This window comes from Bradyrhizobium sp. in8p8, assembly GCF_000426845.1.
Lineage (GTDB): Bacteria > Pseudomonadota > Alphaproteobacteria > Rhizobiales > Xanthobacteraceae > Bradyrhizobium > Bradyrhizobium japonicum_C.
The window spans coordinates 717,243-738,682 of sequence record NZ_AUGD01000001.1; the positions used below are offsets into that span (position 1 = coordinate 717,243).

Below are 21,440 nucleotides of genomic sequence, written 5' to 3' on the forward strand. Positions count from 1 at the left end.
AAGTTACCTGAGGTGCGCGAGGTTAAGCCTTCCTTCACCGCTTCTTAGGGTGACGTTAAGCACGAAACTCATTTACAGCCCAATAAGTTAGGTTGGGTGCCGCTGTGCCACGCATGTGACAGCATTTTCGTCAAAAGCGAGCTATCTGCAAAACCAGTGACGGCGCGGAAAGCGCGCCTGCCGGGACCTGACGTGTTGGAGTTCAAGACCATGAAGAAGATTCTGTTTGCGACCGTAGCGCTGCTCGCGGTGGGCGCGGCTGCGCCTGCCGTCGGCGCCGATCTCGGCAACCGCAACTACTACAAGACGCCCGCGCCGGCCTACGCTGCGCCGATCTACAATTGGACGGGTTTCTACATCGGTGCGCATCTCGGCGGCGCGTTCTCCAGCGACAACAATTTCAACGGCCTCTCCACTGGAAACAACGCCAACGGCCGCTTCCTCGGCGGCGTGCAGGTGGGCGCGGACTGGCAGCTCAACCCGTACTTCGTGGTCGGCCTCGAAGGCCAGTATTCCTGGCTGTCCGGCAGCGTCGGCGCAGTGTTCCCCGGCGGCGTCGCCTATACCAACGACCAGCGCGGCCTCGGCTCGATCACCGGCCGCGTCGGCTACACATGGGGTCCGGGCCTGCTCTACGTGAAGGGCGGCTACGCCTATTCGGACAACAACGAGAAGGTGACCGTCGGCGGCGTGCCCACCGCCTTCGTCATCACGGGCGATCACCGCAACGGCTATACCGTCGGCGCCGGCCTCGAATACATGTTCGCCCAGAACTGGTCGGCCAAGGCCGAGTACCAGTACTACAATTTCGGCGACGCGAGCTTCACCGGCGGTCCGCTCGCGGGCACCGGCAGCTTCACCACCGACGACCATACCTTCAAGGCGGGCGTCAACTACCGCTTCAATTGGGCAAGCCCGGCGGTCGCGCGCTACTGATCGGTTACCAAGATCTTACCGCGATGAAGGGCCGGCGCCGTTGCCGGCCCTTCTTTTTTTCGCCATGCGGAACACAAGGCAGCCAGTTGCGCCAATTCCGATTCTTTAACCGGTCGTACTGATACTGCCGCCACAACCAGAAGAACATTGGGGGAATTTTCGATGGCGATCCGTCTGGGCCTTGGCCGCTTCCTTGGCCGTTTCCGTACTCGTTTCAAAATGCCGAGATGGGGCGTGCGTGGCAGCCTGTTCGCGGCGTTCGCGGTAATCGCGGGCATGGGTCTCGTGATCGCAGCCGGCGCCGGCCTGGCGCTGCAGAATCTCGGCGGACGCATGACGGAACTTAGCGGGCGGGACATTCCGCGTCTTGCCGCCAGCCTGCAATTGTCGGCACTGAGCGCGAGCCTTGCGGCGCAGGGACCGGCGCTGCTTGCTGCGCAGAACGACGAGGCCCTGAATGAACGCACCAAGAAACTCAGGGAATTGCAGGAGCAGACGCAACAGAAGCTCAACGAGATCATCGAGCTCGGCGGAGACAAGAGCGTTGTTTCCGGGCTCAGCGAAACGATGAAGAGCATCAACGATGCGGCCCAGAGCCTGGCGAAGGCCGCTCGCGAGCGCCTCGACATCGCCGCCCTCCATGAGAAGCAATATGACGCGCTTCGCTCCGCGCAGGGCGCGTTCGTCGGCGCGGCAAACCCGGCGATGCTGGACGCGCAGACTCGGGTCAACGCCATTCTCGGCTCTGCGGACCTGTCCGCCGCCGACGCAACCGATGCCGCGCAGACGGTCGGTCAGCTCGGCAACGTCGTCGCCAGCGGCAACCTTGCCGCCGCGAACATGAGCGCCGCGCTGTCGGCGAGCACGAGCGACAAGCTCGACGACATCCAGAAGGAATTCAAGACGGCACAGGGACGCCTGCGCTCCAACCTCGATCTGCTGCCCGACAATCAGGGCAACAAGATGCTGCGCGAGACGGCGGAAAAGCTGCTCGCGCTCGGCACCGGGAAGACCGGCGTGTTCAATCTGCGCGAGAAGGAACTCGACTCCATCGACTATGGCCAGACCATCCTGGACGAGACGCGCAAGCTCAATGTCGGCCTCGGCATCAGCGTGCAGCAGCTCGTCGACGGCGTGCAGAAGGAGACCAACACCTCGACCTCACAGGCGCGGCAGGAGATCTCGCTCGCGACGTCAGTCATGCTGGCGCTGGGCGCGCTGATGCTGGTCGGCTCGGCGCTGTTCGTCTGGCTCTATGTCGGCCGCAACATCCTGCGCCGGATCGGCGCATTGCAGCACTCGATGCAGCTGCTCGCGAACGGCGATCTCGAAACCGAGATCTACAGCTCGAAGAACCACAATGACGAAATCTCGGCGATGGCGAACACGCTGCAAGTGTTCCGGGAGAGCATGATCGAGGCTCGTGCACTGACGAGCGAGCAGGACAAGGACCGGATCGCCAAGGCCGAGCGGGCCGCGCGCATGGAAGCGAAGATCGCGGAATTCGAAAGCACGGTGCGCTCCGCCCTCGACAATCTGGCGCAGTCGGCCAATTCGATGCAATCGACCGCACAGAGCATGTCGAGCACCGCCGACCAGTCCAATGCGCTGGTCAACGCGGTCGCCTCCGCTGCGGAGGAAACGTCGGTCAACGTGCAGACCGTGTCGGCCGGCACCGAGCAGCTGTCCTCCTCGATCCAGGAGATCAGCCGCCAGGTCGTGACCTCCGCCGAGATCGCCAAGAAGGCCGTCGATGAAGCGGGAGCGACCGACGCCACGGTGCAGAGCCTCGCGGACAGCGCGAGCCGCATCAGCGTCGTCGTCGACCTGATCCAGACCATCGCCTCACAGACGAACCTGCTGGCGCTCAACGCTACGATCGAGGCGGCGCGCGCAGGCGAGGCCGGCCGCGGCTTCGCCGTGGTCGCCTCCGAAGTGAAGAGCCTGGCGAGCCAGACTGCGAAGGCGACGGACGAGATCCGCACGCAGATCGCCAGCATGCAGGAGGTCACCACCTCCGCGGTCGGCGCCATCCAGGGTATCGGCCGGATCATCGGCGAGATCAACGACGTCACCACGACGATCGCGGCCGCGGTCGAGGAGCAGGGCGCCGCCACGCGCGAGATCGCCCGCAACATCCAGCATGCGGCCGGCGGCACCAGCGAGGTCTCCAGCAACATCGTCGGCGTATCCACCGCCTCCGCCGAGGCGGGCGCCGCGGCTGGCGAAGTGCTGAGCGCCTCGGACGCGCTCCGGCGCGAGGCCGATATGCTGCGCGGGGAGATCGACGCGTTCCTCAACGACATCCGGGCGGCCTGATCGTCATTCGGGGGCGCCTCGAAGAGGCGAACCCGGAGTCTCGGACCACAATCCCGGGATTCTCGGGTGCGCAACCGCCCACCATGGTTCGCGCTTTGGAGCGTCCCGGAATGACTGCCTTTTTGGCGCTTCAACCGAGACGCGGAAAAACACTGCCGGTATGACGGCCATGCGGCGCCCGCCAGCCATCCTTTTTCGGCTGGCGCCCCGCTCGCGCTGGGTTTAAGCGAATAGGATGAGTTCAAAAACCGACACCGCACAATCCTCGGCCGAGGCCCTGCGCTACCCCTGGGAACAGCACCCCGGCCCCGAACAGATCGTGGAGATCAGGCCCGGCGTGTTGTGGGCGCGGCTGAAGCTGCCGTTCCGCCTCAACCACGTGAACATATACCTGCTCGCCGACGGCGACGGCTATGCGATGATCGACGCCGGCTTCGGCAACGAGGAAACGATCGAAGCCTGGACGAAGCTGTTCGATGGTCCGTTGAAGGGCGTCGACATCACGCGGTTGATTGTCACCCACTCCCACCCCGACCACGTCGGCCTCGCGGGATGGATCGTCGAGCGTTTCAACTGCCCGCTGGTGATGTCGCAGGTCGAATATCTGCAGTCGGTCTATCACCAGAACCGCGGCACCGACGAGCGGCGCGAGGCCCAGCGGCTGTTCTTCCGCCGCCATGGCATGGACGAGTCGCTCACCGAAAAACTGCTCGGTCGCGGCCAGGACTATCTCAAGCGGGTCTCCGTGCTGCCGCCATCCTACCGACGCATCTCCCACGGCGAGGATGTCGTGATCGGCACGCGCCGCTTCAGGGTAATCACCGGCGGCGGCCACGCGCTCGACCAGGTGATGCTGTATTGCGCCGACGACAAGCTGTTCCTCTCTGCCGACCAGGTGCTGAGCAAGATCTCGCCGAATGTCAGCGTCTGGGCGGTGGAGCCCGAGCAGAACTCGCTCGGCGAGTATCTGGCCTCGCTCGCCAGCCTCACGACGACGCTTCCCTACGACGTGCTGGTGCTGCCCGGCCACGGCGTGCCGTTCTACGGCTTGAAGACCCGCATCAAGCAGCTCGCCGACCATCACGAGGAGCGCTGCCGGCTGATCGCCGAAGCCTGCCGCGAGATGCCGCAGACCTCGCGCGCGCTGGTGCCTGTGGTGTTCAACAAGCACGTGCTGGACGAGCACCAGATGGGCTTTGCTGCCGGCGAGCTCGTCGCCCACGTCAACTACATGATCGTCGAGGGCCGGCTGACGGCCGAGATGCAAGACGGCGTGCTGCGGTTTCGGACGACGTGAGCTTGCTTTCGCCGTTCAACCCGAGGGCCGGCCTGGCCTGAGCCGCTAAGGGTCTTCCGCCTTGAGCGAGACCCTCCGTCTGCTTTACTCTCTCTTGTACCTTACACACAGCCCGGTACAAATCCTCGCGCGACGAGCGCAGCCGGATCTTGACGGAGGTCTCGCATGGACATGGTGACGCCGGCCGGGCAGGCCGACCAATTGCTCGGCGCCCTGCGCGACAGACTTGGTGCGGCCGCGGTACTGATGGGCAGTGAAGTGCCCGCCCGCAATTGCAACGATTGGAGCGCGAGCCTGCCGCAGACGCCGCTGGCGGTGATCCGCCCGCTCGATGCGCAAGGTGTGGCGGATGCGATCGCGGCCTGCCGGCAGGCGCGCCTTCCCTTCGTGCCCCAGGGCGGACTGACCGGGCTGTGCCGCGGCGCTTCCCCCGAGGCGGGCTGGGTTGCGATCTCGCTGGAGCGCATGACCGGCATCGAGGAGATCGATCGCGCGTCGATGACGATGACGGTGAAGGCAGGCACGCCGCTGGAGACGATCCAGAAGGCTGCCGACGAGGCCGGCTTCTTCTTTCCGCTCGACCTGGGCTCGCGCGGCTCCTGCGCGATCGGCGGCAATCTCTCCACCAATGCCGGCGGCAACCGCGTGATCCGCTACGGCATGACGCGCGAGCTGGTGCTCGGTCTCGAAGTGGTGCTGCCGGACGGCACCATCATCACTGGCCTCAACAAGCTGATGAAGAACAATGCCGGCTATGACCTGAAACATCTGTTCATCGGCTCGGAAGGCACGCTCGGCATCATCACCCGCGTGGTGCTCAGGCTGTTTCCGAAGCCACGCTCGACCATGGCCGCGCTCTGTGCACTGACGGACTATGCGGCGGTAATCGCGCTGCTCGACGCCGCGCGCAGCGGGCTCGGCCCGCTGCTCTCGGCTTTCGAGGTGATGTGGCCGGACTATTGGGACGTGATCACGAATCGCGCGGGGGTGAAGCCGCCGGTCGCGGCGGGCCACGGCCTCTACGTGCTGGTCGAGGCGCAAGGCACCGATGAGAGCGTCGATGCGCCGCGCTTCCAGGCCTGGCTCGAAGAGCTGATGGAGCGCGGGCTGCTGGCGGATGCCGCCGTCGCGCAATCGCTGGCGCAAACGCAGGCCTTCTGGCGCGTGCGCGACATCTGCGCCGAATTTGGCCAGGTGCTGGGGCCGCACATCGCCTACGACATCGGCCTTGCAGTGGCGCGCATGGACGAGTTCGTCACGCGCTGCAAGGCGGCGCTTGCCTCCGGCATCAAGGGTTGCGAGAGCGTCTATTACGGTCACATCGGCGACGGCAATCTGCATCTCGTCTCCTGGGTCGGCGGCCTCTCGGTCGCGCAGCAGCCGAAGGAGGAGATGGACGCGATCATCTACGGTCTCGTCCGCGACATGGGCGGCAGCGTCTCCGCCGAGCACGGCATCGGCACCTTGAAGAAGCAGTGGCTGGGCCACGCCAGGAGCGAGGCCGAGATCGCGCTGATGCGGACGCTGAAGGCGGCGCTCGATCCCGACCACCTGCTCAATCCAGGCAAGGTGATCTAGGAAAGCACATGCCCTCGCTCAGGCTCGATCCGCCGAAGTCGCTGGTTCAGGCGTGGTCTATGCGAGAGCGCTGAAGATGGATTGAGCGCCGTCACCGCTCATCCTTCGCTCCCGGTCCGTCCAGAAAGTCCAGCGCGGTGTTGATCTGCTCGAGCTGGCGCTCGATCTTGTCGCGATCCTCGACCGATGGCGCCTTTTCGAGCTGTTCCACGAGCTTCTGCTTCCGTAACAGCAAGTTCTCTATGACCGTGCTCACAGCTCCCCCCATCGCCAGAGGCGACATCACGGACGCCGAAACGGAGGCGCGCGCAACCCGGGCCCGCCTCGAACCCTCGACCAGAATGTTCGCGGACGCGGTTGGTTCCTGTGGCCGATATCGATCTGCGCCGGTGCGCGGACGGAACCCCGAAATCGACGCCGGCACACCGATCGGTTGAATTCGGCCGCCCGGAGTCCTATGCGTAGCGTCATGGACACCCAGATGATCACCGCCGCAAAGCCGCTGATGGCTCACGCGCGCCCGCCCAAGCCGGCACCGTTCCTCCCCATGAGCCGCGCCGAGATGGATGCGCTCGGCTGGGACGCTTGCGACATCGTGCTGGTGACCGGGGATGCCTATGTCGATCATCCAAGCTTCGGCATGGCGATCATCGGCCGGCTGCTGGAAGCGCAGGGGTTCCGGGTCGGCATCATCGCGCAACCGGACTGGCACTCGGCCGAGCCGTTCAGGGCGCTCGGCAAGCCAAGAGTGTTCTTCGGCGTCACCGGCGGCAACATGGACTCGATGGTGAACCGCTACACGGCGGACCGCCGCATCCGCAGCGACGATGCCTACACGGCCGGCGGCGAAGGCGGCAAGCGGCCGGACCGCTGCACCATCGTCTACGCGCAGCGCTGCCGCGAGGCGTTCAAGGACGTGCCGATCGTGCTGGGCGGCATCGAGGCCTCGCTGCGCCGGATCGCGCATTACGATTACTGGTCCGACAAGGTGCGCCGCTCGGTGCTGGCCGACGCCAAGGCGGACCTCCTGCTCTACGGCAATGCCGAGCGCGCCGTCGTCGAAGTGGCGCAGCGGCTCGCTGCCGGCGAGGCACCGCGCGAACTCGACGACATCAGGGGTGTCGCGCTGTTCCGCAAGGTCCCGCCCGATTACACCGAGCTGCACGCCGACGATCTCGATTCCGCCGACGAAGGCGCGTCGCGCCAACGCGGGCCGACCGTGATCCGCCTGCCGTCACTGGAGCAGGTCGAGCAGGACCGCGAGGCCTATGCGCGCGCGTCACGCGTGCTGCACCGGGAGAGCAATCCCGGCAATGCGCGGCCGCTGGTGCAGCGCCATGGCGACCGCGATCTCTGGCTCAACCCGCCGCCGATCCCCCTCACCACCGAGGAGATGGATGCGGTCTACGATCTGCCGTACGCGCGCGGGCCGCATCCGTCCTACGGCGATGCACGCATCCCCGCCTGGGAGATGATCCGCTTCTCGGTGACGATCATGCGCGGCTGCTTCGGCGGCTGCACCTTCTGCTCGATCACCGAGCACGAGGGCCGCATCATCCAGAACAGGTCGGAAGGATCGATCCTGCGCGAGATCGAGAAGATCCGCGACAAGACGCCCGGCTTCACCGGCGTCATCTCCGACATCGGCGGCCCCACCGCCAACATGTACCGGATGGCGTGCAAGGATCCGAAGGTCGAGGCGGCGTGCCGGCGCCCGTCCTGCGTCTTCCCGGAGATCTGCCCGAACCTCAACACCTCGCATGACGACCTGATCCGGCTCTATCGCAAGGTGCGCGAGACCAAGGGCATCAAGAAGGTGATGGTCGCCTCGGGCGTGCGCTACGACCTCGCGGTGGAGAGCCCCGAATACATCAGGGAGCTCGTCACCCATCACGTCGGCGGTTACCTCAAGATCGCGCCCGAACATACCGAGCGCGGTCCGCTCGACAAGATGATGAAGCCGGGCATCGGCGCGTACAACAAGTTCAAGCGGATGTTCGATGAAGCGGCCGAGCGGGCAGGCAAGAAGTATTACCTGATCCCCTATTTCATCGCGGCACATCCGGGCACGACCGACGAGGACATGATGAACCTCGCGCTGTGGCTGAAGAAGAACCGCTATCGCGCCGACCAGGTTCAGACCTTCCTGCCCTCGCCGATGGCGACCGCGACGGCGATGTACCACACCGGCGTCAACCCGCTGCGCGGCGTCCGCCACGGCGGCAGCGACAAGGTCGCGGCGATCAAGGGCCTGCGCCAGCGCCGCCTGCACAAGGCCTTCCTGCGCTATCACGATCCCGACAATTGGCCGGTGCTGCGCGAGGCCTTGATCGAGATGGGCCGCCGCGATCTGATCGGCTCGCAGCCGCACCAGCTCGTCCCCGCGCATCAGCCGCCCGGCACCGGCAAGGCCGCCGGCACCAGGCGTCCCATTCGCCCCGGCGGCAAGACGCAGAAGTTCACCACCAAGGGTCTGCGGGTGATGAAGTAGCGGGCGCTGCGCCTGCTACAGCGCGAGCACGACCTCGCCTGACACCGCATCAGTCACGCCGCGTCCGTTGCCCTGGTCCTCGAGCACCGACCTGAAACTGTCCAGGGTCCTGATCATCGCCGATCGGGCGGCGACCAGCGCATCCTGACTGGCCCAGGTGCCGACGAGACAGAAGGTTCGATCGCCGGTCCTGATGATGACGCCGTGCTCCAGGCCCGGCCATTTCGCCTTCCCGTCTCGGTGCGCATCGAGGAAAGTGGCTTCTGCGCCGGACTTCACCTTGAACTTGACCACATTGTAAACCTGCATGGTGGCCTCCGAAAAATGGACGAATGAAACGGGCGTGGCGCGAGGTCAGGGGCAAGAAGTCCACGCCGATCGCCCCGGCGGATTGTCGTCCCCGCGCGCGGCGACGTCACCGTGACAAATCGGCTTGGCGAGGCAGGTCTTTCGGGCCGGCAAAAGCCAGGAGTTCGAAAACAACCCCATGCACAGTAGCCGGCTCTAGCGGAATCAACGGCTTATCGCCATCGCTCACACGTTCGGCCCGTCGGGCAGAAATGGCGTTGCTCCGTCGGGCAAAACAGGCGCATGATGCCATCGTTGCAGGACGCGTGAAGAGGGCATGCCTCTTCTTCCGTAAGCCCTCGCGCTCCACACCGCGTCCGGTGCAAGTTGTTTGCTCGCCAGTTCTGGGGCTGCAGGAGATGGCGAGCCAGATCGCCCGTTCGTCCGCCAGACCAGCGCGGTGGGATTCGCCACGGCCTGTTTGCTTTGCCGGTCCCGCGCCCAGATCAGGCGAATGCAGAGGCCCGTCGCCGCAATGCGCTCACATCGCCTTAGCGAGCGCGAACAGCCGGAAATCCTCCAGCGCCGCATGCCGATGAGGGGCGGCTTCGCGCCGGTAAGTCTCGGTGTCGACGATCGAGCGGAAGGTGGTGAAATCGCCGTATTCATTGATCGCCGCTTCGTCCCAGCGTTCGCTCGGCGAGCCGACGAGGCTCGTGAGGACCGGCCCGGAAAACATCCGCACGAGCGGCTTGCCGGCCGCGAGACGCCGGAATGCCGGCCTATAGCGTTCATGATAGGCTTCGCGGCCCGAGCAGGGCGCGGCGTCAAATCCCTCCTCGTATCGAGCATACGCGCGGTAGCGCAGCAGATTGAGCATATAGACAGGCTGGCCCGGGGAGATCGCGCGCTCGGCAGCGTCAAGGGCTTGCAGGGTGATTTCGACGAGGTTCATGGGACTTCCCGCGTTTCCAGCGCCGCAGTATGCGCGCTGACGATCCCGGTTTAGCCGTTCGGGACCGACTCTTGTAGTGACTGTGCAGCCATGATTATGTGGACCGCATGTCCACAACGACCTTGCCTCCCGACGTCTCGCGTCTCCTCGCCTTCGTCCGCGTCGTCGAGGCAGGCTCGTTCGCCGAGGCCGCGCGGCGGGCGGGGACGACCACCTCGGCAATGTCCAAGGCTGTCGCCCGCTTCGAGAAGTCTCGCGGGTTGCGGCTCTTGCATCGCTCCACCCACTCGTTGGCGCTGACCGAAGAGGGCGACAGGCTGATGGCGGCGGGACGTGCGTTGGTCGAAAGTCTCGCCCGTGTCCAATCCGTGCTCGGCGAAGTCGCGCGCGACGATGGCGGGCGGGTGCGTGTGACTGCTCCGGCCTCGTTCGCGCGGGCCTGCATCCTGCCGCGACTGCCCGCGTTCCTGCGGGAACGGCCGGAAATCGAGATCGAGGTCAAATTCCGCAACGAGATTCTCGATCTCGCGGCGGAAGGCGTCGACGTCGCGATCCGCTCGGGGCCCCTCGACCGTGCGCCCGGCCATCAGGCGCGGCGGCTTTGCACGTTCTCCTGGATCGCTTGCGCGTCGCCTGCCTATCTGAACGCGCGCGGCGCGCCGGCGACTCCATACGAGCTTTCCGCTCACGACCACGTCGGCTTCCGGAATCCCGCGAGCGGTCAGATCCTCACCTGGCGCTTCGCCGACCCGCGCGGCAAAGACCCCATTCGAGTCACGCCCAAGCCAAAGCACATTTGCGACGATGCGCACGCTTCGCTCGCTTTGATCGCGAATGGGTTTGGGATCGGATGGGGGCCAGCGTGGCTCGTCAACGAAGACCTTCGCGCCGGCCGGCTGGTCGAAGTGCTCGCGCCCTGGCGCGGGTCTGCCGAACCCCTATGGATGCTGCGCACCTCCAACCGCCGCCCGCCCCCGCGCACGCAGCGCGTCATGTCGTTCCTCGCCACGCTTCCCGCCGCGTTCACCGAAAAGGCGGTGTGAAGCATCGGTCGTCACCAGAATTCAGGCGGCAAGAAGCTTGGCGCCAGGTTCTGGGATTGGCAGGCGAAGACCCCTCCTGGCCCGAATGCGAGGTCCGGGCGGCGCCCGCCGATCGGGCAGAGTTTCACCGCGCCATTTGACCACCGCACCATCCTGGCGAGCGACAGCTCAGGCCCGGTTGACTTTGCCCCATCATGTAACATACAAAGTTACATGAAACGAGATTCCCGCCTCTCCGGCGTGCTGCACGTGCTGCTGCACATGGCGCAGCAGCCGGGGCCATTCACGTCCGAGACCCTGGCCAAGGCGATGGACACCAACCCCGTGGTGATCCGGCGCATCATGGCCGGTCTGCGCGAGCTCGGTTACGTGCGCTCCGAGAAGGGGCATGGCGGCGGCTGGCGGCTTGCGTGCGACCTCTCGAAGGTGACGCTGCGCGACGTCTATGCCGCGCTTGGCAGTCCCTCGCTGCTGGCGATGGGCAACCGGACGGAGTCGCCCGGCTGCCTCGTCGAGCAGGCCGTCAATGCCGCGCTCGACCAGGCCTTTCACGATGCGGAGGCGCTGCTGCTGTCGCGCCTCGGCGAAGTGACGCTGGCGATGCTCGGCGAGGACCTGCGCAAGCGGCTCGGGTCTCGAAAGATCCACGACATCAGCGCGCACCGCGCGTGAACGGCTCCATCACGGGACAACATCATGACCGACATTCAAGCCGCATTCTCGGATCCGCAATTCGTGGCTCGCTACACCGAAGGGCCGCGGCGCTTCGTGCCCGGCTATGAAGCGATGCAGTCCATGGCGGCGATTCTGCTGGCCGAAAGCGTCCCCAGCGGTGGGCGGGTGCTCGTCCTCGGCGCCGGCGGGGGCCTGGAGCTCAAGGCCTTTGCGCAGGCGCATCCCGGTTGGAGCTTCGACGGCGTCGACCCGTCCGCGGCGATGCTGGCGCTCGCAGAGCAGACCCTGGGAGGACTTGCATCACGCGCTCGCTTTCATCAAGGCTATATCGACGATGCCCCGCCGGGACCGTTTGACGGGGCCACCTGCCTGTTGACCCTGCACTTCGTCGATGTCGCCGAACGACGTCGCATCGCCTCGGAAGTCCGCCGCCGGCTCAAGCCGCGCGCACCGTTCGTGATCGCCCATCTGAGCGCGCCCGACGGAGAGAAGGAACGTCCGCTGTGGCTGGCGCGGTACTCCGCATTCCTGGCCTCATCCGGCGTCGAGCCGGACCAGGCCGCGGCCGCGAAGGATGCCGTCAGCAACCATCTGCAGATCCTGGCGCCCGCGCAGGACGAGGCGATCCTGCGCGAGGCCGGTTTCTCCGACCCGACGCTGTTCTATACGGGCTTCGCCTTCCGCGGCTGGGTGGCTTACGCCTGAGGCGGCAGGGCTTGACCGAAAGGCCGGCCATTCGTGCAAAGCCGGACGGGCCGGATCATGCAGGCATCGTTTCGTTAGCGCACGTCACCAGGCGCACCGGTTCTGACCTCACAACCGGACATCGTCGGCTCGCTGCTGTATGCCGGCAAAGGGCCACAAGCGGAAGTCAACAGTCATTGGCGGCTGCGAGCCCTTCTCTTCGACAGATTTGATTCCGTTCAAGAAGCTGTCCGCAACATTGGCGTCATCGTCGGCGAAGTACCATGTTGTATCTCGCCGATGATCTTGAAGCCGTGGCGTTTATAAAGGGAGATGTTTCGCGGATTCGAACTTTCGAGGTAGGCGGCGATGCCCTCCTCGTCGCATCGTCGAAGAGCGTGCTTCATCAACAATGTGCCGAGACCTTGGCCGATCCAGTTCGGATCGGAGGCAATGAGGGGCAGATACCAATGGGGCTCGCGGGGATGATGTTCGGCCATTCCCTGGAGCATGTGTCCAATATCATCGGCGATCTCCGGACGCAGGGATTGCGCCATGAGTGCGTCCATGGCCATTTCGTCGGGCTCGACGCCGGGCGGCAGCCACAGGGCGGCCGCGCGAGCCCCTTCTGTGATGTAAGCTGTGCCATGCTCGAATGCCCGTCCGCCAAATGCCTTGACGAACTGAGGCATAATCCTGAGATATTCGGATGAATCGGGCCAAACCCAACGCGCCATCGGATCGGCTGCAAAGCCAAGTACAATGGTGCTGATAGTGCTTGCCTGAATGTTGGCGCCCGCAGATTTGATTTCCGAGTTTGCGCTCATGATATCGTCTCCAAGTCGTCGATGGTGTCGGCCACATTCATTCTAAGATGGAGCACAGGATAGTGGCCGGGCGCTACGGCCGCCTCTCGACGCCGTGGCTCGCGTATAGAGGATGAGTAGCATCTACGAACAATTACAGCTTCTATATCCACCAAAGCTTCCCCGGCGATAATATCGGAGGTGCCAAGATGAAGGTCATGCAGGCTTGCCTGAACGAAATCCACCACCTTGCCGTTCGCCGCATTCGCGCTCTCGCGGTCCTCAAATATCATCACGGCGACACCGACGCCGTTGCCCCATCCAGGACACAAAGGATCTGAATCCAGGCGATTCCCTCAGGATCTGACCGACGCCGCTCTTAGCGCGGAGAGCAGCATCCGCAACCGAAGGAACCTTGGTGTACTTTCGAATGAACATGTACATCGGTCCACCCATGCGTCTGAGGTCTAGTCCGACGCATCAAAGCATATCGGGCCGCTGCTGGACTAGGGCCTACTCCCGAGATGGGGCAGGAGCGCCATTTGCAGTTTATTCGCCGGATGTCTGCTTACCCTCCAATGGCCGCCGAATCGCAGCAGTTTCCCGACACGCGCTTTGGGCCAATAGCTGACATTGCCGTCCTTTCGCTGCGCCGTCATACTGTTGGCATGAGCGTTATCGTTATCCCGTACAATCCCGATTGGGAAATTGCCTTTGAGCGAGAGGCAAAGGCTATTGGCAGCGCCCTAAGTGACGTGCGGATTGTTTTGCACCATATCGGTAGCACCGCTATTCCGGGAATTCTGGCTAAGCCTATCATCGATATACTCGGCGTCGTGGATGACGTCGGGGAGCTGGATCTGCATTCGGCAAGCATGGGCGACCTCGGGTATGAGGTTATGGGGAAATTTGGTATCGAAGGACGCCGTTACTTTCGAAAGTTCGACGCGACTGGTCGTCGGACACACCACCTCCACGTATTCACGCAAGGCTCGCCGCATGTCGAACGCCACCTTGCTTTTCGGGACTTCTTACGGAGCAATCCAGAGAAAGCTGCCGCATATTCCAGCCTCAAGGCCAGCATCACCTCCGGTGAAGCCACGTCTTGGGATAATTACATGGATGCTAAAGAATCTTTCATTGCCGAAACAGAACAAGCCGCTGTGGCTTGGTATCGTGTTGAAACAAGGCATGGCGAGCGGTAAGTATTCATCCTGAATGTCAGCGATAAGCCTTTGCGGACGCCACGACTAGGTGCACCCATCAGCGAGAAGCAGACGGCCGGTCGTCGAGGCATGACGAATTGCGAAAAGTTGCTGCGCCTCAGGATCGTTCAACAACGCTTCGGCATCTGCGCGACTAGGAAACTCGATAACTACAAGTCTCTCATGCCTCCATTCGCCTTCGAGCGGCGTGGGCTCGACGCCCTGAACGATATACTTACCGTGATGTCTCGCGATGACCGCAGGGATTTCCTCGATATACGTTTTGAACCGCCCATAGTTATGCACAGTGATGTCGAGGACGAAATAAGCCTTCACCTGTAAAGCTCCCGCAGCACCCGTCTTGAGTTGGTCATGCCCAATCAATTAGCTGGCCGTCTCAGGTCCGCAATGGGTCAAAAGCAGCTGTCGGCCCATTGGACAGGCGATGTCTGGTTTCCCTCGAACAGTGGACGTGACGATGGCCTTCACTCCATTCGCAGATCGGGGGCCAACGGTCGTCTGAGCCGGACCTGATCACATCTCCTCTCGGACGTAACGTGAGCCCCTAGCAGTCTTGAATCCACGAGGAAGCGCCCTCCGACGTTAACCCTGCCGGCAAATGATTGCCGGCGGGCCGGCGGCCGCCGGCAAAGTTGCCTCATTGGCGCGAAGAATTCCTGGCGGCGCTAATTTGGTGGAGGCGCGTGATGCTGAGAATGGCGTTGTTGGGCCTCGTCATTCTGCTAAGTGTGGGCGTGCTGTCCGCCATGGAGCTGACCGCTCCACCGCGTCGCGCGGTCACGATACTTCAGCCGCCTGCCGAGCAGAGCCTGACCATCCCGGCTTCCCATAGTCCGTTGCCGAAGGCCGATCGTCTCGAGGTCGCTGTCAGCGGCGCGATGCCGACAGAGGCCGTTTCGGTCGAGAATTCCGCTGCTCAGGACGTGCTTATCAGCTCACTCCCGCCAGCGCCGAACGTGCGTCAAAGAAGTAAGCCGAAGCCGGTCGCAAGCGACGAGCGTCCGAAGCCGAAACCGAAGGCAAGTGTTGTCAAGCGAACCACCAACGCTCAGCGTGCGAGGATTGCGAGCGAGACCAAGTCCTGTCGACTCAAGGCGTTCGGTGGCCTGCTCAAGGCACTGAATTTGAACGGCTGTGAGATCTGAAGGCGCCGCGAAAGCCCTCACCGATCCACCGGCACCCCCGCTCCGCGATGGTACCGGCTGGAAAAGAACACCAGCGGCGTGGTGTCGCGATGATCGCAAGCCGAGACTTCGGCGATGATCAGCGTGTGGTCGCTGACATCGACGTGGCGTGTGACCTCGCAGGCGAAATAGGCGATGCAGCCGAACAGGCGCGGCAGGCCATCCACGATCTCGTAGTCGGGATCAGCGCCCGCGTTCGGCTGGCTGGCGAAATGCCGCGACAGGTCGCGGCCATGGTCGGGCAGAACATTCACGCAATAGCGCCCGGTCGCCGAGATCGCCCGGTGCATCCGCCCCGGCATGACCGAGACCAGCACGGTCGGCGGCGACAGGCTGACGGTGACGAAGCTGTTGGCGGTCATGCCGCAGATGCGGCCGTGCTCGTCCAGCGCGGTCAGCACCGCGACGCCGGTCGCAAAGCGCGAGGCGGCCTCGCGGAACGAAGCAGGATTGGCGCGCTGCATCTCAGTTTCCGCCCGCATCGATCCTCACGCGATCGCCCTGACCGGCTCCGGCGGCGCCGACATGCGTTCGATCCAGGCCTGGATGCGCTGCGGCGTCGAGATGCGGTCCCACTGCCGGTCGGGGTAGTTGAAATTCTCGGTGAACTCGTTCGCCAGCGCCGGATTCTGGCTCATCGCGCCGATCAGCATGCCCAGCGCTTCGCTCGGCGGCTGCAGCATCACGTTGGTCCAGCGCGAGGCCGCGAGCACACGGTCCTGCCGCTTCAGATCGATCTTCTCGCACAGTCGCGCATCGAGCGCGTCCGCATTGACGATCTCCTCGCCGAGGACGAAGGCCGCATAGGAGGCGACATTGGCGCCCTGACCCATCATGGGATCGACGACCGCATGGACGTCGCCGAGCGCGATCGCGCATTTGCCGCCGTCGAATTCCACCACCGTGTTGCGCACGGTCGGGACCACGCCGCCTTGCAGGAGGTCCTGCGGCTGCGCGAGATCGAAGCGGGCGGTGTCGATACGGTCATAGGTCGTCGGGTGATGCTTCTCCAGCTTGCCCAGCAACACCTTCAGGAAGTGCTTCGGGTCGTCGTCGTAGCTGAGCGTCGCAAGCTCCTCCATGTCGCCGCCCGGCACGTTCTCCATCAGCAGCGCGCTGGCAATGCCGCCGAAGGTGACGGTCGGAATCACGATCATTTCACCGTGGCCGGGAGAGACCGACAGCGTGACGTTCATCGAGTCGGGCTGCCGCACGCCGGTGTAGAGCCCGACGCAGAGCCGCCGCTGCGGCTGCGAATAGGGCGTGTGCTCCGGACGGTAGGTGAAGAGCTGGCCCAGCGGGCCCTTGCCGGTCGAGACCACCAGCAGGTCGAAGCGGGCGACCAGCGGACGGATGTCGCGCTCCTCGATGCGGCGATATTCGATCTTGCCGCCGCGACTGGTGAAGTCCTGCATCAAGGCCGGAAGATAGATCCGATAGTCGACTGCACGGCTCGGCTTCGAGAAATCGCCGCGAAAGCTCAACGGCTGCGGAAAATTGAAGACATGGTCGTGGTAATAGTAATGGTCTTTCGGATCGGGCCAGTGATTGACGCCGAGATAATCCTCGCGCGCGAGCGTCACGTGGTGATGCGCGACGGTGTTGAGCAGCCGGATGTTGCGATAGTCCTCGGGCGGCCGGTCGGTGATGATGGTGGCGTCCACGCCATGTTTTTGCAGGTAAAGCGCGAGATGCAGGCCGGCGATCCCGGCGCCGACGATTCCGACGTTACGTGCCACGTGGTCTCCTCCCCTGTTTCCTTGCCCTGTGACGGCTTGTTTTGAAAAAGCCTACTCGCCGCCCGTGTTGCGCACTACGGAATATATGGGATATGATTTATTCCAGATCGGAATGAGTTATGGACCGCATCGATTGCCTTCGCGCTTTCGTTCGCACCCTCGAGGCCGGCAGCTTCTCGGCCGCGGCGAAGGAGCTCGGCATCGGCCAACCCGCCATCAGCAAGCGCATCGCGATGCTGGAGAGCGAGTTCGGTACGCAGCTGTTCTCGCGCACCACGCGCACGCTCAAGCCGACGGCCGAGGCACATCGCATCTACGATCTCGCGCGGCAGATCCTCGACAATTTCGACATGGCACGGTCGAGCGTCGAAGCGGCAGCCCCTCGCCCCAGCGGCACGCTCCGGATCGGCGTGCCATCCTCGTTCGGCCGCCGCTTCATGATGCCCGTCATCGCCGAATATGTGCGGCACTATCCGGAAGTGCGGGTGGACATCCGCTTCAGCGAGCGGTTCGTCAATCTGGTGGAAGAAGGCATCGAACTGGCGCTGCGGATTGGAAAGCTGGAGGCGAGCACGCTGGTCGCCCGCCGGCTCGGCACCGTGCAGCGCTACCTGGTCGCGACGCCGACCTATCTGCACGGCCGCCCGCTGCCGCGGACGCCGGATGACCTCGGCTCGCACCAATGCATCGTCTATTCACGGCTGTCACCGGCCCAGCAATGGGCCTTCGAATCCGAGCATGGCCGTCACGTCGCGACGATCAACGGGCCCATCCATGTCGACGATGCCGATGCGATGCAGGCGGCGACGATGCATCATCTCGGCATCGCCATCCTGCCCGACTGGAATGCGGCAGAGGGCCTTCGCAGCGGCGAGCTCGAGCATGTGCTTCCTGACTACACGATCGCGGCACTGCCCCTGCATGCAGTCTATCCGGAGACGAGCTGGATGTCGTTGCGGGCCCGAAGCTTCCTGGACCTGCTGGTCGAGCGCGCCGAACATTTTACGCCGGCTCCATATCATGGCCGTGCCGCCGTTTCCGGCGGTTGACGCCGTCCTGGCCGTCATTAAATGACGCCAATGAAGAAAATCGGATTCCTCTCCTTCGGCCACTGGACGCCCTCGCCGCAATCGCAGACCCGCTCTGCCAGCGACACGCTGCTGCAGTCCATCGAGCTTGCAGTCGCGGCCGAGCAGCTCGGCGCCGACGGCGCCTATTTCCGGGTGCATCATTTCGCGCGGCAGCTCGCCTCGCCCTTTCCGCTGCTCGCCGCGGTCGGCGCCAGGACCAGCAGGATCGAGATCGGCACCGCCGTGATCGACATGCGTTACGAGAACCCGCTCTACATGGTGGAGGACGCAGGCAGCGCCGACCTCATCGCCGGCGGACGGCTGCAGCTCGGCATCAGCCGCGGCTCGCCCGAGCAGGTGATCGACGGCTGGCGCTATTTCGGCTACCGGCCGGCCGACGGCCAGAGCGATGCCGACATGGGCCGGCGCCATGCGGAGGTCTTCCTCGACCTCTTGCGGGGCGAAGGCTTTGCGGAGCCCAATCCGCAGCCGATGTTTCCGAATCCGCCGGGACTGCTGCGACTCGAGCCGCATTCGCAAGGCCTGCGCGAACGCATCTGGTGGGGCGCCGGCTCGAACGCCACCGCGGTGTGGGCGGCCAGGCTCGGCATGAACCTGCAGAGCTCGACGTTGAAGAATGACGAGACCGGCGAGGCCTTTCACGTGCAGCAGGCCGCGCAGATCCGCGCCTATCGTGCCGCGTGGAAAGAAGCCGGACACAGCCGCGAGCCGCGCGTCTCGGTCAGCCGCAGCATCTTCGCGCTGATGGACGATCGCGACCGCGCCTATTTCGGCTCGGAGCGCGGAGGCGAGGACCAGATCGGCTTCATCGACCCGCGGACACGCGCGATCTTCGGCCGGAGTTATGCGGCGGAGCCGGACGTGCTGATCGAGCAATTGCGGCAGGACGAAGCGATCGCCGAGGCCGACACGCTGCTGTTGACGATACCGAACCAGCTCGGCGTGGATTACTGCGCGCACGCGATCGAGGCGATCCTGACGCAGGTGGCGCCGGCGCTCGGATGGCGGTAGCCGCGATCGGCCGCTGTCCTTGCAAGAAATGACCGTCAGTCAAACGGCTTCACCGAAGCGTGCTTTCCGCTGAGCGGAGCCCCGGTTTCCAACGTTGTCGGGAAACCGGGGCTCTTCACATCATTGCATGTGGCCGATGAGATAGATGCCACCGCCGATGACGAGGACGGCCGGCACGGCCCAAAGAATCAGTACGGGCATTTTCCTCTCCTCCAATGCGCAGCTCCCGTCGAGTAAACGGGAAAAAATGGCAAACGTTCCCCTCTCGCTCGGAACGGCGAAGCCGATGGCGAGTTCATCGCAGCGCCGCATGCCGCGGCGAGGGAGAATGCGATGAAGAAGCTCATGCTGATTTCGGCCGCCGCTTTGCTCGTGTCGACGAGCGCGATGGCACAAACCACTGTGACGACGACGACCGGCGCGGGACACGGCGCCACCGTGCAGATCGAGCCGGAGTATCGCACCCGGATCCGGTCGTACGTCACCGAGCACAAGATCCGCCCGGTCGAGACGCGCGAGAAGATCGTGGTCGGCTCGCCGGTGCCGCGCGACGTCGAGCTCGCGGCCGTTCCGAGCGATTGGGGTCCCTCGCTCACCAAGTATCGCTACGTCTACTCGGGCAGCCGCGTGATGCTGGTCGATCCCCAGACCCGCATGGTCGTTCAGGAGGTGGAATGATCCTAATGCGCGGCGGGCCTCGAGCAGCCCGCCGCGCATTCGTCCCGGCTTCATGTCACGGTCGTGCCGATTTCCGCGTCGTTCACATTGTGCTGCTTGAAGGCAGTTTCGCGGTGGCGCTGCCGTGCCCACTGGATCGCTGCTTGCCGTTGCTTGGCGGTCATGCCGCCGGCCGGTTGATCGATCGCACCAGCATTCGCATCCACTCCGCACGGACGTTGCCTGAGAGGATCGTCTTCGCGCCTCCTGTCGTAGATGATGGGGCGCACATCCGCGAGCTGCCGGTGCCGCTGCGCGGCAACGCAGCACGCTCATTCATTGCGGGTGAACCGTGGATGAATGAAGCAGTGCGGTTCGCGCCTCGCGGAACTGCGTCTCGACAATATCGACGCGTCACCGCGTCCGGCATGAGGAACGATTACTCGATTGCCACTTTATCCCGAGCCTGATTGGCGCGTTTGTTTTTTTGGAAACCCACTGGAGGAACGGATATGAGGATACTGAAGCTATCTGCGGCTGCGGCCGCGCTGTTGGCCGGCACCGCGCTCGCCGTTGCGCAATCGAGCTCGACGGTCGGCACCGGCGGCTCGTCCGCGGGCGGCGGCACCAGCAACTCGACCGTTGGCACCGGCGGCTCCTCTGCCGGCGGCAGCGGCTCCGGTTCTGCTTCGACGCTCGGCACCGGCGGCTCGTCGGCCGGCGGCGGCACCAGCAGCTCGACGGTCGGTACCGGTGGTTCGGCGGCGGGCACCGGCTCGGGCAGCGGCTCGGCTTCGACGCTCGGGACCGGCGGCTCCTCGGCTGGCGGCGGCAAGAGCTCATCCAGCGTCGGCACCGGCGGCTCCGCGGCGGGCTCGGGGTCGAACTCCGCGTCGACGGTTGGTACCGGCGGCTCGTCAGCCGGTGACGGCAAGAGCGGCTCGACAGTCGGCGCCGCAGGCTCCTCTGCCGGTCATGCCAGCGACAAAGGCATGGAGAAGGGCAAGGGCCATAACAAGGACGAGTGGAAGAAGGACAAGAACTAGTCCGATCCCGGGAGCGGCTGCGTGCCGCTCCCTTCGTCCATGTTGAGGAGGAGACGCAATGAACAGATCAATCGTTGCGATCACGGCGCTGGCTCTGATGAGCGGCGCCGCATCGGCAGAAACCATGGAAAAGACCGGCAAGACGGCATCCGGCGAGACCTGCAAGGTCACGGTCGAGAAGCATGCCGACGGCAGCATCACCGCGGCCGGCTCGTCGCGTTCGGGCACGACCGGATCCACCTCGTCGAGCGGCTCGCTGTCGAGCTCGAGCTCGGCCGGCGGATCGTCGGTGAATGTGCAGGCCGGCGGCGGCAGCGTATCGAGCTCCTCGTCGACGGCGGGCGGGCCTGGCTCCACCAGCGCCAGCACCATCACCGTCAACGGCTGCACGATCTCGACCTCGTCACCTTAATT

Annotated in this window: 22 protein-coding genes and 1 pseudogene; 16 read left to right on the forward strand and 7 right to left on the reverse strand. The window is 64.4% G+C overall.

Annotated elements, in window-relative coordinates:
• Nucleotides 1-210: 210 nt before the first annotated feature.
• The 5 genes from K408_RS0103415 (at nucleotide 211) to K408_RS0103440 (ending at nucleotide 8,621) form a co-directional block, all read left to right on the forward strand.
• Nucleotides 211-936 carry an outer membrane protein gene (locus K408_RS0103415; RefSeq protein ID WP_024337215.1) on the forward strand — a complete coding sequence of 242 codons (726 nt, stop codon included), beginning with the start codon at nucleotides 211-213 and terminating at the stop codon, nucleotides 934-936.
• 162 nt (nucleotides 937-1,098) lie between these two features.
• Nucleotides 1,099-3,255: a methyl-accepting chemotaxis protein gene (locus tag K408_RS0103420; protein WP_024337214.1), complete on the forward strand. Its 2,157-nt coding sequence runs from the start codon at nucleotides 1,099-1,101 to the stop codon at nucleotides 3,253-3,255.
• Between the two features lie 235 nt (nucleotides 3,256-3,490).
• Nucleotides 3,491-4,552, forward strand: a complete 1,062-nt coding sequence (locus K408_RS0103425) for an MBL fold metallo-hydrolase (RefSeq protein WP_024337213.1) — start codon at nucleotides 3,491-3,493, stop codon at nucleotides 4,550-4,552.
• Between the two features lie 165 nt (nucleotides 4,553-4,717).
• Complete coding sequence (locus tag K408_RS0103430) at nucleotides 4,718-6,130, forward strand: FAD-binding oxidoreductase (protein WP_024337212.1); 1,413 nt, start codon at nucleotides 4,718-4,720, stop codon at nucleotides 6,128-6,130.
• Nucleotides 6,131-6,599: 469 nt separating this feature from the next.
• Nucleotides 6,600-8,621 carry a YgiQ family radical SAM protein gene (locus K408_RS0103440; RefSeq protein WP_024337211.1) on the forward strand — a complete coding sequence of 674 codons (2,022 nt, stop codon included), beginning with the start codon at nucleotides 6,600-6,602 and terminating at the stop codon, nucleotides 8,619-8,621.
• Nucleotides 8,622-8,636: 15 nt separating this feature from the next.
• Here K408_RS0103440 and K408_RS0103445 read toward each other — a convergent pair whose 3' ends face one another.
• Together K408_RS0103445 and K408_RS0103450 are read right to left on the reverse strand one after the other, a co-directional pair.
• Complete coding sequence (locus K408_RS0103445) at nucleotides 8,637-8,930, reverse strand: hypothetical protein (RefSeq protein WP_024337210.1); 294 nt, start codon at nucleotides 8,928-8,930, stop codon at nucleotides 8,637-8,639.
• A 520-nt stretch (nucleotides 8,931-9,450) separates the two neighbouring features.
• A complete protein-coding gene (locus tag K408_RS0103450) occupies nucleotides 9,451-9,864 on the reverse strand; it encodes a hypothetical protein (RefSeq protein ID WP_024337209.1) in 414 nt (137 codons plus the stop codon).
• Between the two features lie 107 nt (nucleotides 9,865-9,971).
• On the opposite strand from K408_RS0103450, the gene K408_RS0103455 reads away from it, so the two are divergent.
• The 3 genes from K408_RS0103455 (at nucleotide 9,972) to K408_RS0103465 (ending at nucleotide 12,287) form a co-directional block, all read left to right on the forward strand.
• Nucleotides 9,972-10,907, forward strand: a complete 936-nt coding sequence (locus K408_RS0103455; protein WP_024337208.1) for a LysR family transcriptional regulator — start codon at nucleotides 9,972-9,974, stop codon at nucleotides 10,905-10,907.
• Nucleotides 10,908-11,120: 213 nt separating this feature from the next.
• The gene (locus K408_RS0103460) at nucleotides 11,121-11,579 is read left to right on the forward strand and encodes an Rrf2 family transcriptional regulator (RefSeq protein ID WP_024337207.1); all 459 of its coding nucleotides are present in this window, start codon (nucleotides 11,121-11,123) and stop codon (nucleotides 11,577-11,579) included.
• Between the two features lie 24 nt (nucleotides 11,580-11,603).
• The gene (locus K408_RS0103465) at nucleotides 11,604-12,287 is read left to right on the forward strand and encodes a class I SAM-dependent methyltransferase (RefSeq protein ID WP_028145792.1); all 684 of its coding nucleotides are present in this window, start codon (nucleotides 11,604-11,606) and stop codon (nucleotides 12,285-12,287) included.
• 218 nt (nucleotides 12,288-12,505) lie between these two features.
• On the opposite strand, the gene K408_RS0103470 is transcribed toward K408_RS0103465, so the two are convergent.
• Together K408_RS0103470 and K408_RS37555 are read right to left on the reverse strand one after the other, a co-directional pair.
• Nucleotides 12,506-13,093, reverse strand: coding sequence for a GNAT family N-acetyltransferase (locus K408_RS0103470; RefSeq protein ID WP_024337206.1), 588 nt, complete (start codon nucleotides 13,091-13,093; stop codon nucleotides 12,506-12,508).
• Between the two features lie 137 nt (nucleotides 13,094-13,230).
• Nucleotides 13,231-13,516, reverse strand: a pseudogene (locus tag K408_RS37555) (hypothetical protein); the annotation flags it as partial.
• A gap of 98 nt (nucleotides 13,517-13,614) precedes the next feature.
• Here K408_RS37555 and K408_RS0103480 point away from each other — a divergent pair.
• Complete coding sequence (locus K408_RS0103480; RefSeq protein WP_210163704.1) at nucleotides 13,615-14,277, forward strand: GrpB family protein; 663 nt, start codon at nucleotides 13,615-13,617, stop codon at nucleotides 14,275-14,277.
• Nucleotides 14,278-14,322: 45 nt separating this feature from the next.
• Here the strand turns inward: K408_RS0103480 and K408_RS40915 are convergent, their stop codons facing one another.
• Nucleotides 14,323-14,613, reverse strand: a complete 291-nt coding sequence (locus tag K408_RS40915) for a DUF1330 domain-containing protein (protein ID WP_080654830.1) — start codon at nucleotides 14,611-14,613, stop codon at nucleotides 14,323-14,325.
• Between the two features lie 371 nt (nucleotides 14,614-14,984).
• On the opposite strand from K408_RS40915, the gene K408_RS0103490 reads away from it, so the two are divergent.
• The gene (locus K408_RS0103490) at nucleotides 14,985-15,443 is read left to right on the forward strand and encodes a hypothetical protein (protein ID WP_024337203.1); all 459 of its coding nucleotides are present in this window, start codon (nucleotides 14,985-14,987) and stop codon (nucleotides 15,441-15,443) included.
• Between the two features lie 17 nt (nucleotides 15,444-15,460).
• Here the strand turns inward: K408_RS0103490 and styB are convergent, their stop codons facing one another.
• Both styB and styA read right to left on the reverse strand, forming a co-directional pair.
• On the reverse strand, nucleotides 15,461-15,946 hold the full coding sequence (gene styB, locus K408_RS0103495; protein ID WP_024337202.1) for a styrene monooxygenase NADH-dependent flavin reductase subunit StyB: 486 nt from the start codon (nucleotides 15,944-15,946) through the stop codon (nucleotides 15,461-15,463).
• A gap of 24 nt (nucleotides 15,947-15,970) precedes the next feature.
• Nucleotides 15,971-17,221: a styrene monooxygenase subunit StyA gene (gene styA / locus K408_RS0103500; protein ID WP_024337201.1), complete on the reverse strand. Its 1,251-nt coding sequence runs from the start codon at nucleotides 17,219-17,221 to the stop codon at nucleotides 15,971-15,973.
• 119 nt (nucleotides 17,222-17,340) lie between these two features.
• Here styA and K408_RS0103505 point away from each other — a divergent pair, with 119 nt between their 5' ends.
• From K408_RS0103505 to K408_RS0103535, 6 genes are all read left to right on the forward strand, one after another.
• Nucleotides 17,341-18,270 (forward strand): LysR family transcriptional regulator, encoded by a 930-nt coding sequence (locus K408_RS0103505; RefSeq protein ID WP_024337200.1) that lies wholly within the window; start codon nucleotides 17,341-17,343, stop codon nucleotides 18,268-18,270.
• 30 nt (nucleotides 18,271-18,300) lie between these two features.
• On the forward strand, nucleotides 18,301-19,323 hold the full coding sequence (locus tag K408_RS0103510) for an LLM class flavin-dependent oxidoreductase (protein WP_024337199.1): 1,023 nt from the start codon (nucleotides 18,301-18,303) through the stop codon (nucleotides 19,321-19,323).
• A gap of 333 nt (nucleotides 19,324-19,656) precedes the next feature.
• Complete coding sequence (locus tag K408_RS0103520) at nucleotides 19,657-20,001, forward strand: DUF1236 domain-containing protein (RefSeq protein WP_024337197.1); 345 nt, start codon at nucleotides 19,657-19,659, stop codon at nucleotides 19,999-20,001.
• Nucleotides 19,998-20,450 (forward strand): hypothetical protein, encoded by a 453-nt coding sequence (locus K408_RS41885; RefSeq protein ID WP_155248229.1) that lies wholly within the window; start codon nucleotides 19,998-20,000, stop codon nucleotides 20,448-20,450. Before K408_RS0103520 ends, K408_RS41885 begins: the two co-directional genes overlap by 4 nt.
• Before the next feature lie 42 nt (nucleotides 20,451-20,492).
• Nucleotides 20,493-21,026: a hypothetical protein gene (locus K408_RS0103530; protein WP_024337196.1), complete on the forward strand. Its 534-nt coding sequence runs from the start codon at nucleotides 20,493-20,495 to the stop codon at nucleotides 21,024-21,026.
• 58 nt (nucleotides 21,027-21,084) lie between these two features.
• Nucleotides 21,085-21,438 carry a hypothetical protein gene (locus tag K408_RS0103535; RefSeq protein WP_024337195.1) on the forward strand — a complete coding sequence of 118 codons (354 nt, stop codon included), beginning with the start codon at nucleotides 21,085-21,087 and terminating at the stop codon, nucleotides 21,436-21,438.
• The last annotated feature ends 2 nt before the right edge of the window (nucleotides 21,439-21,440 follow it).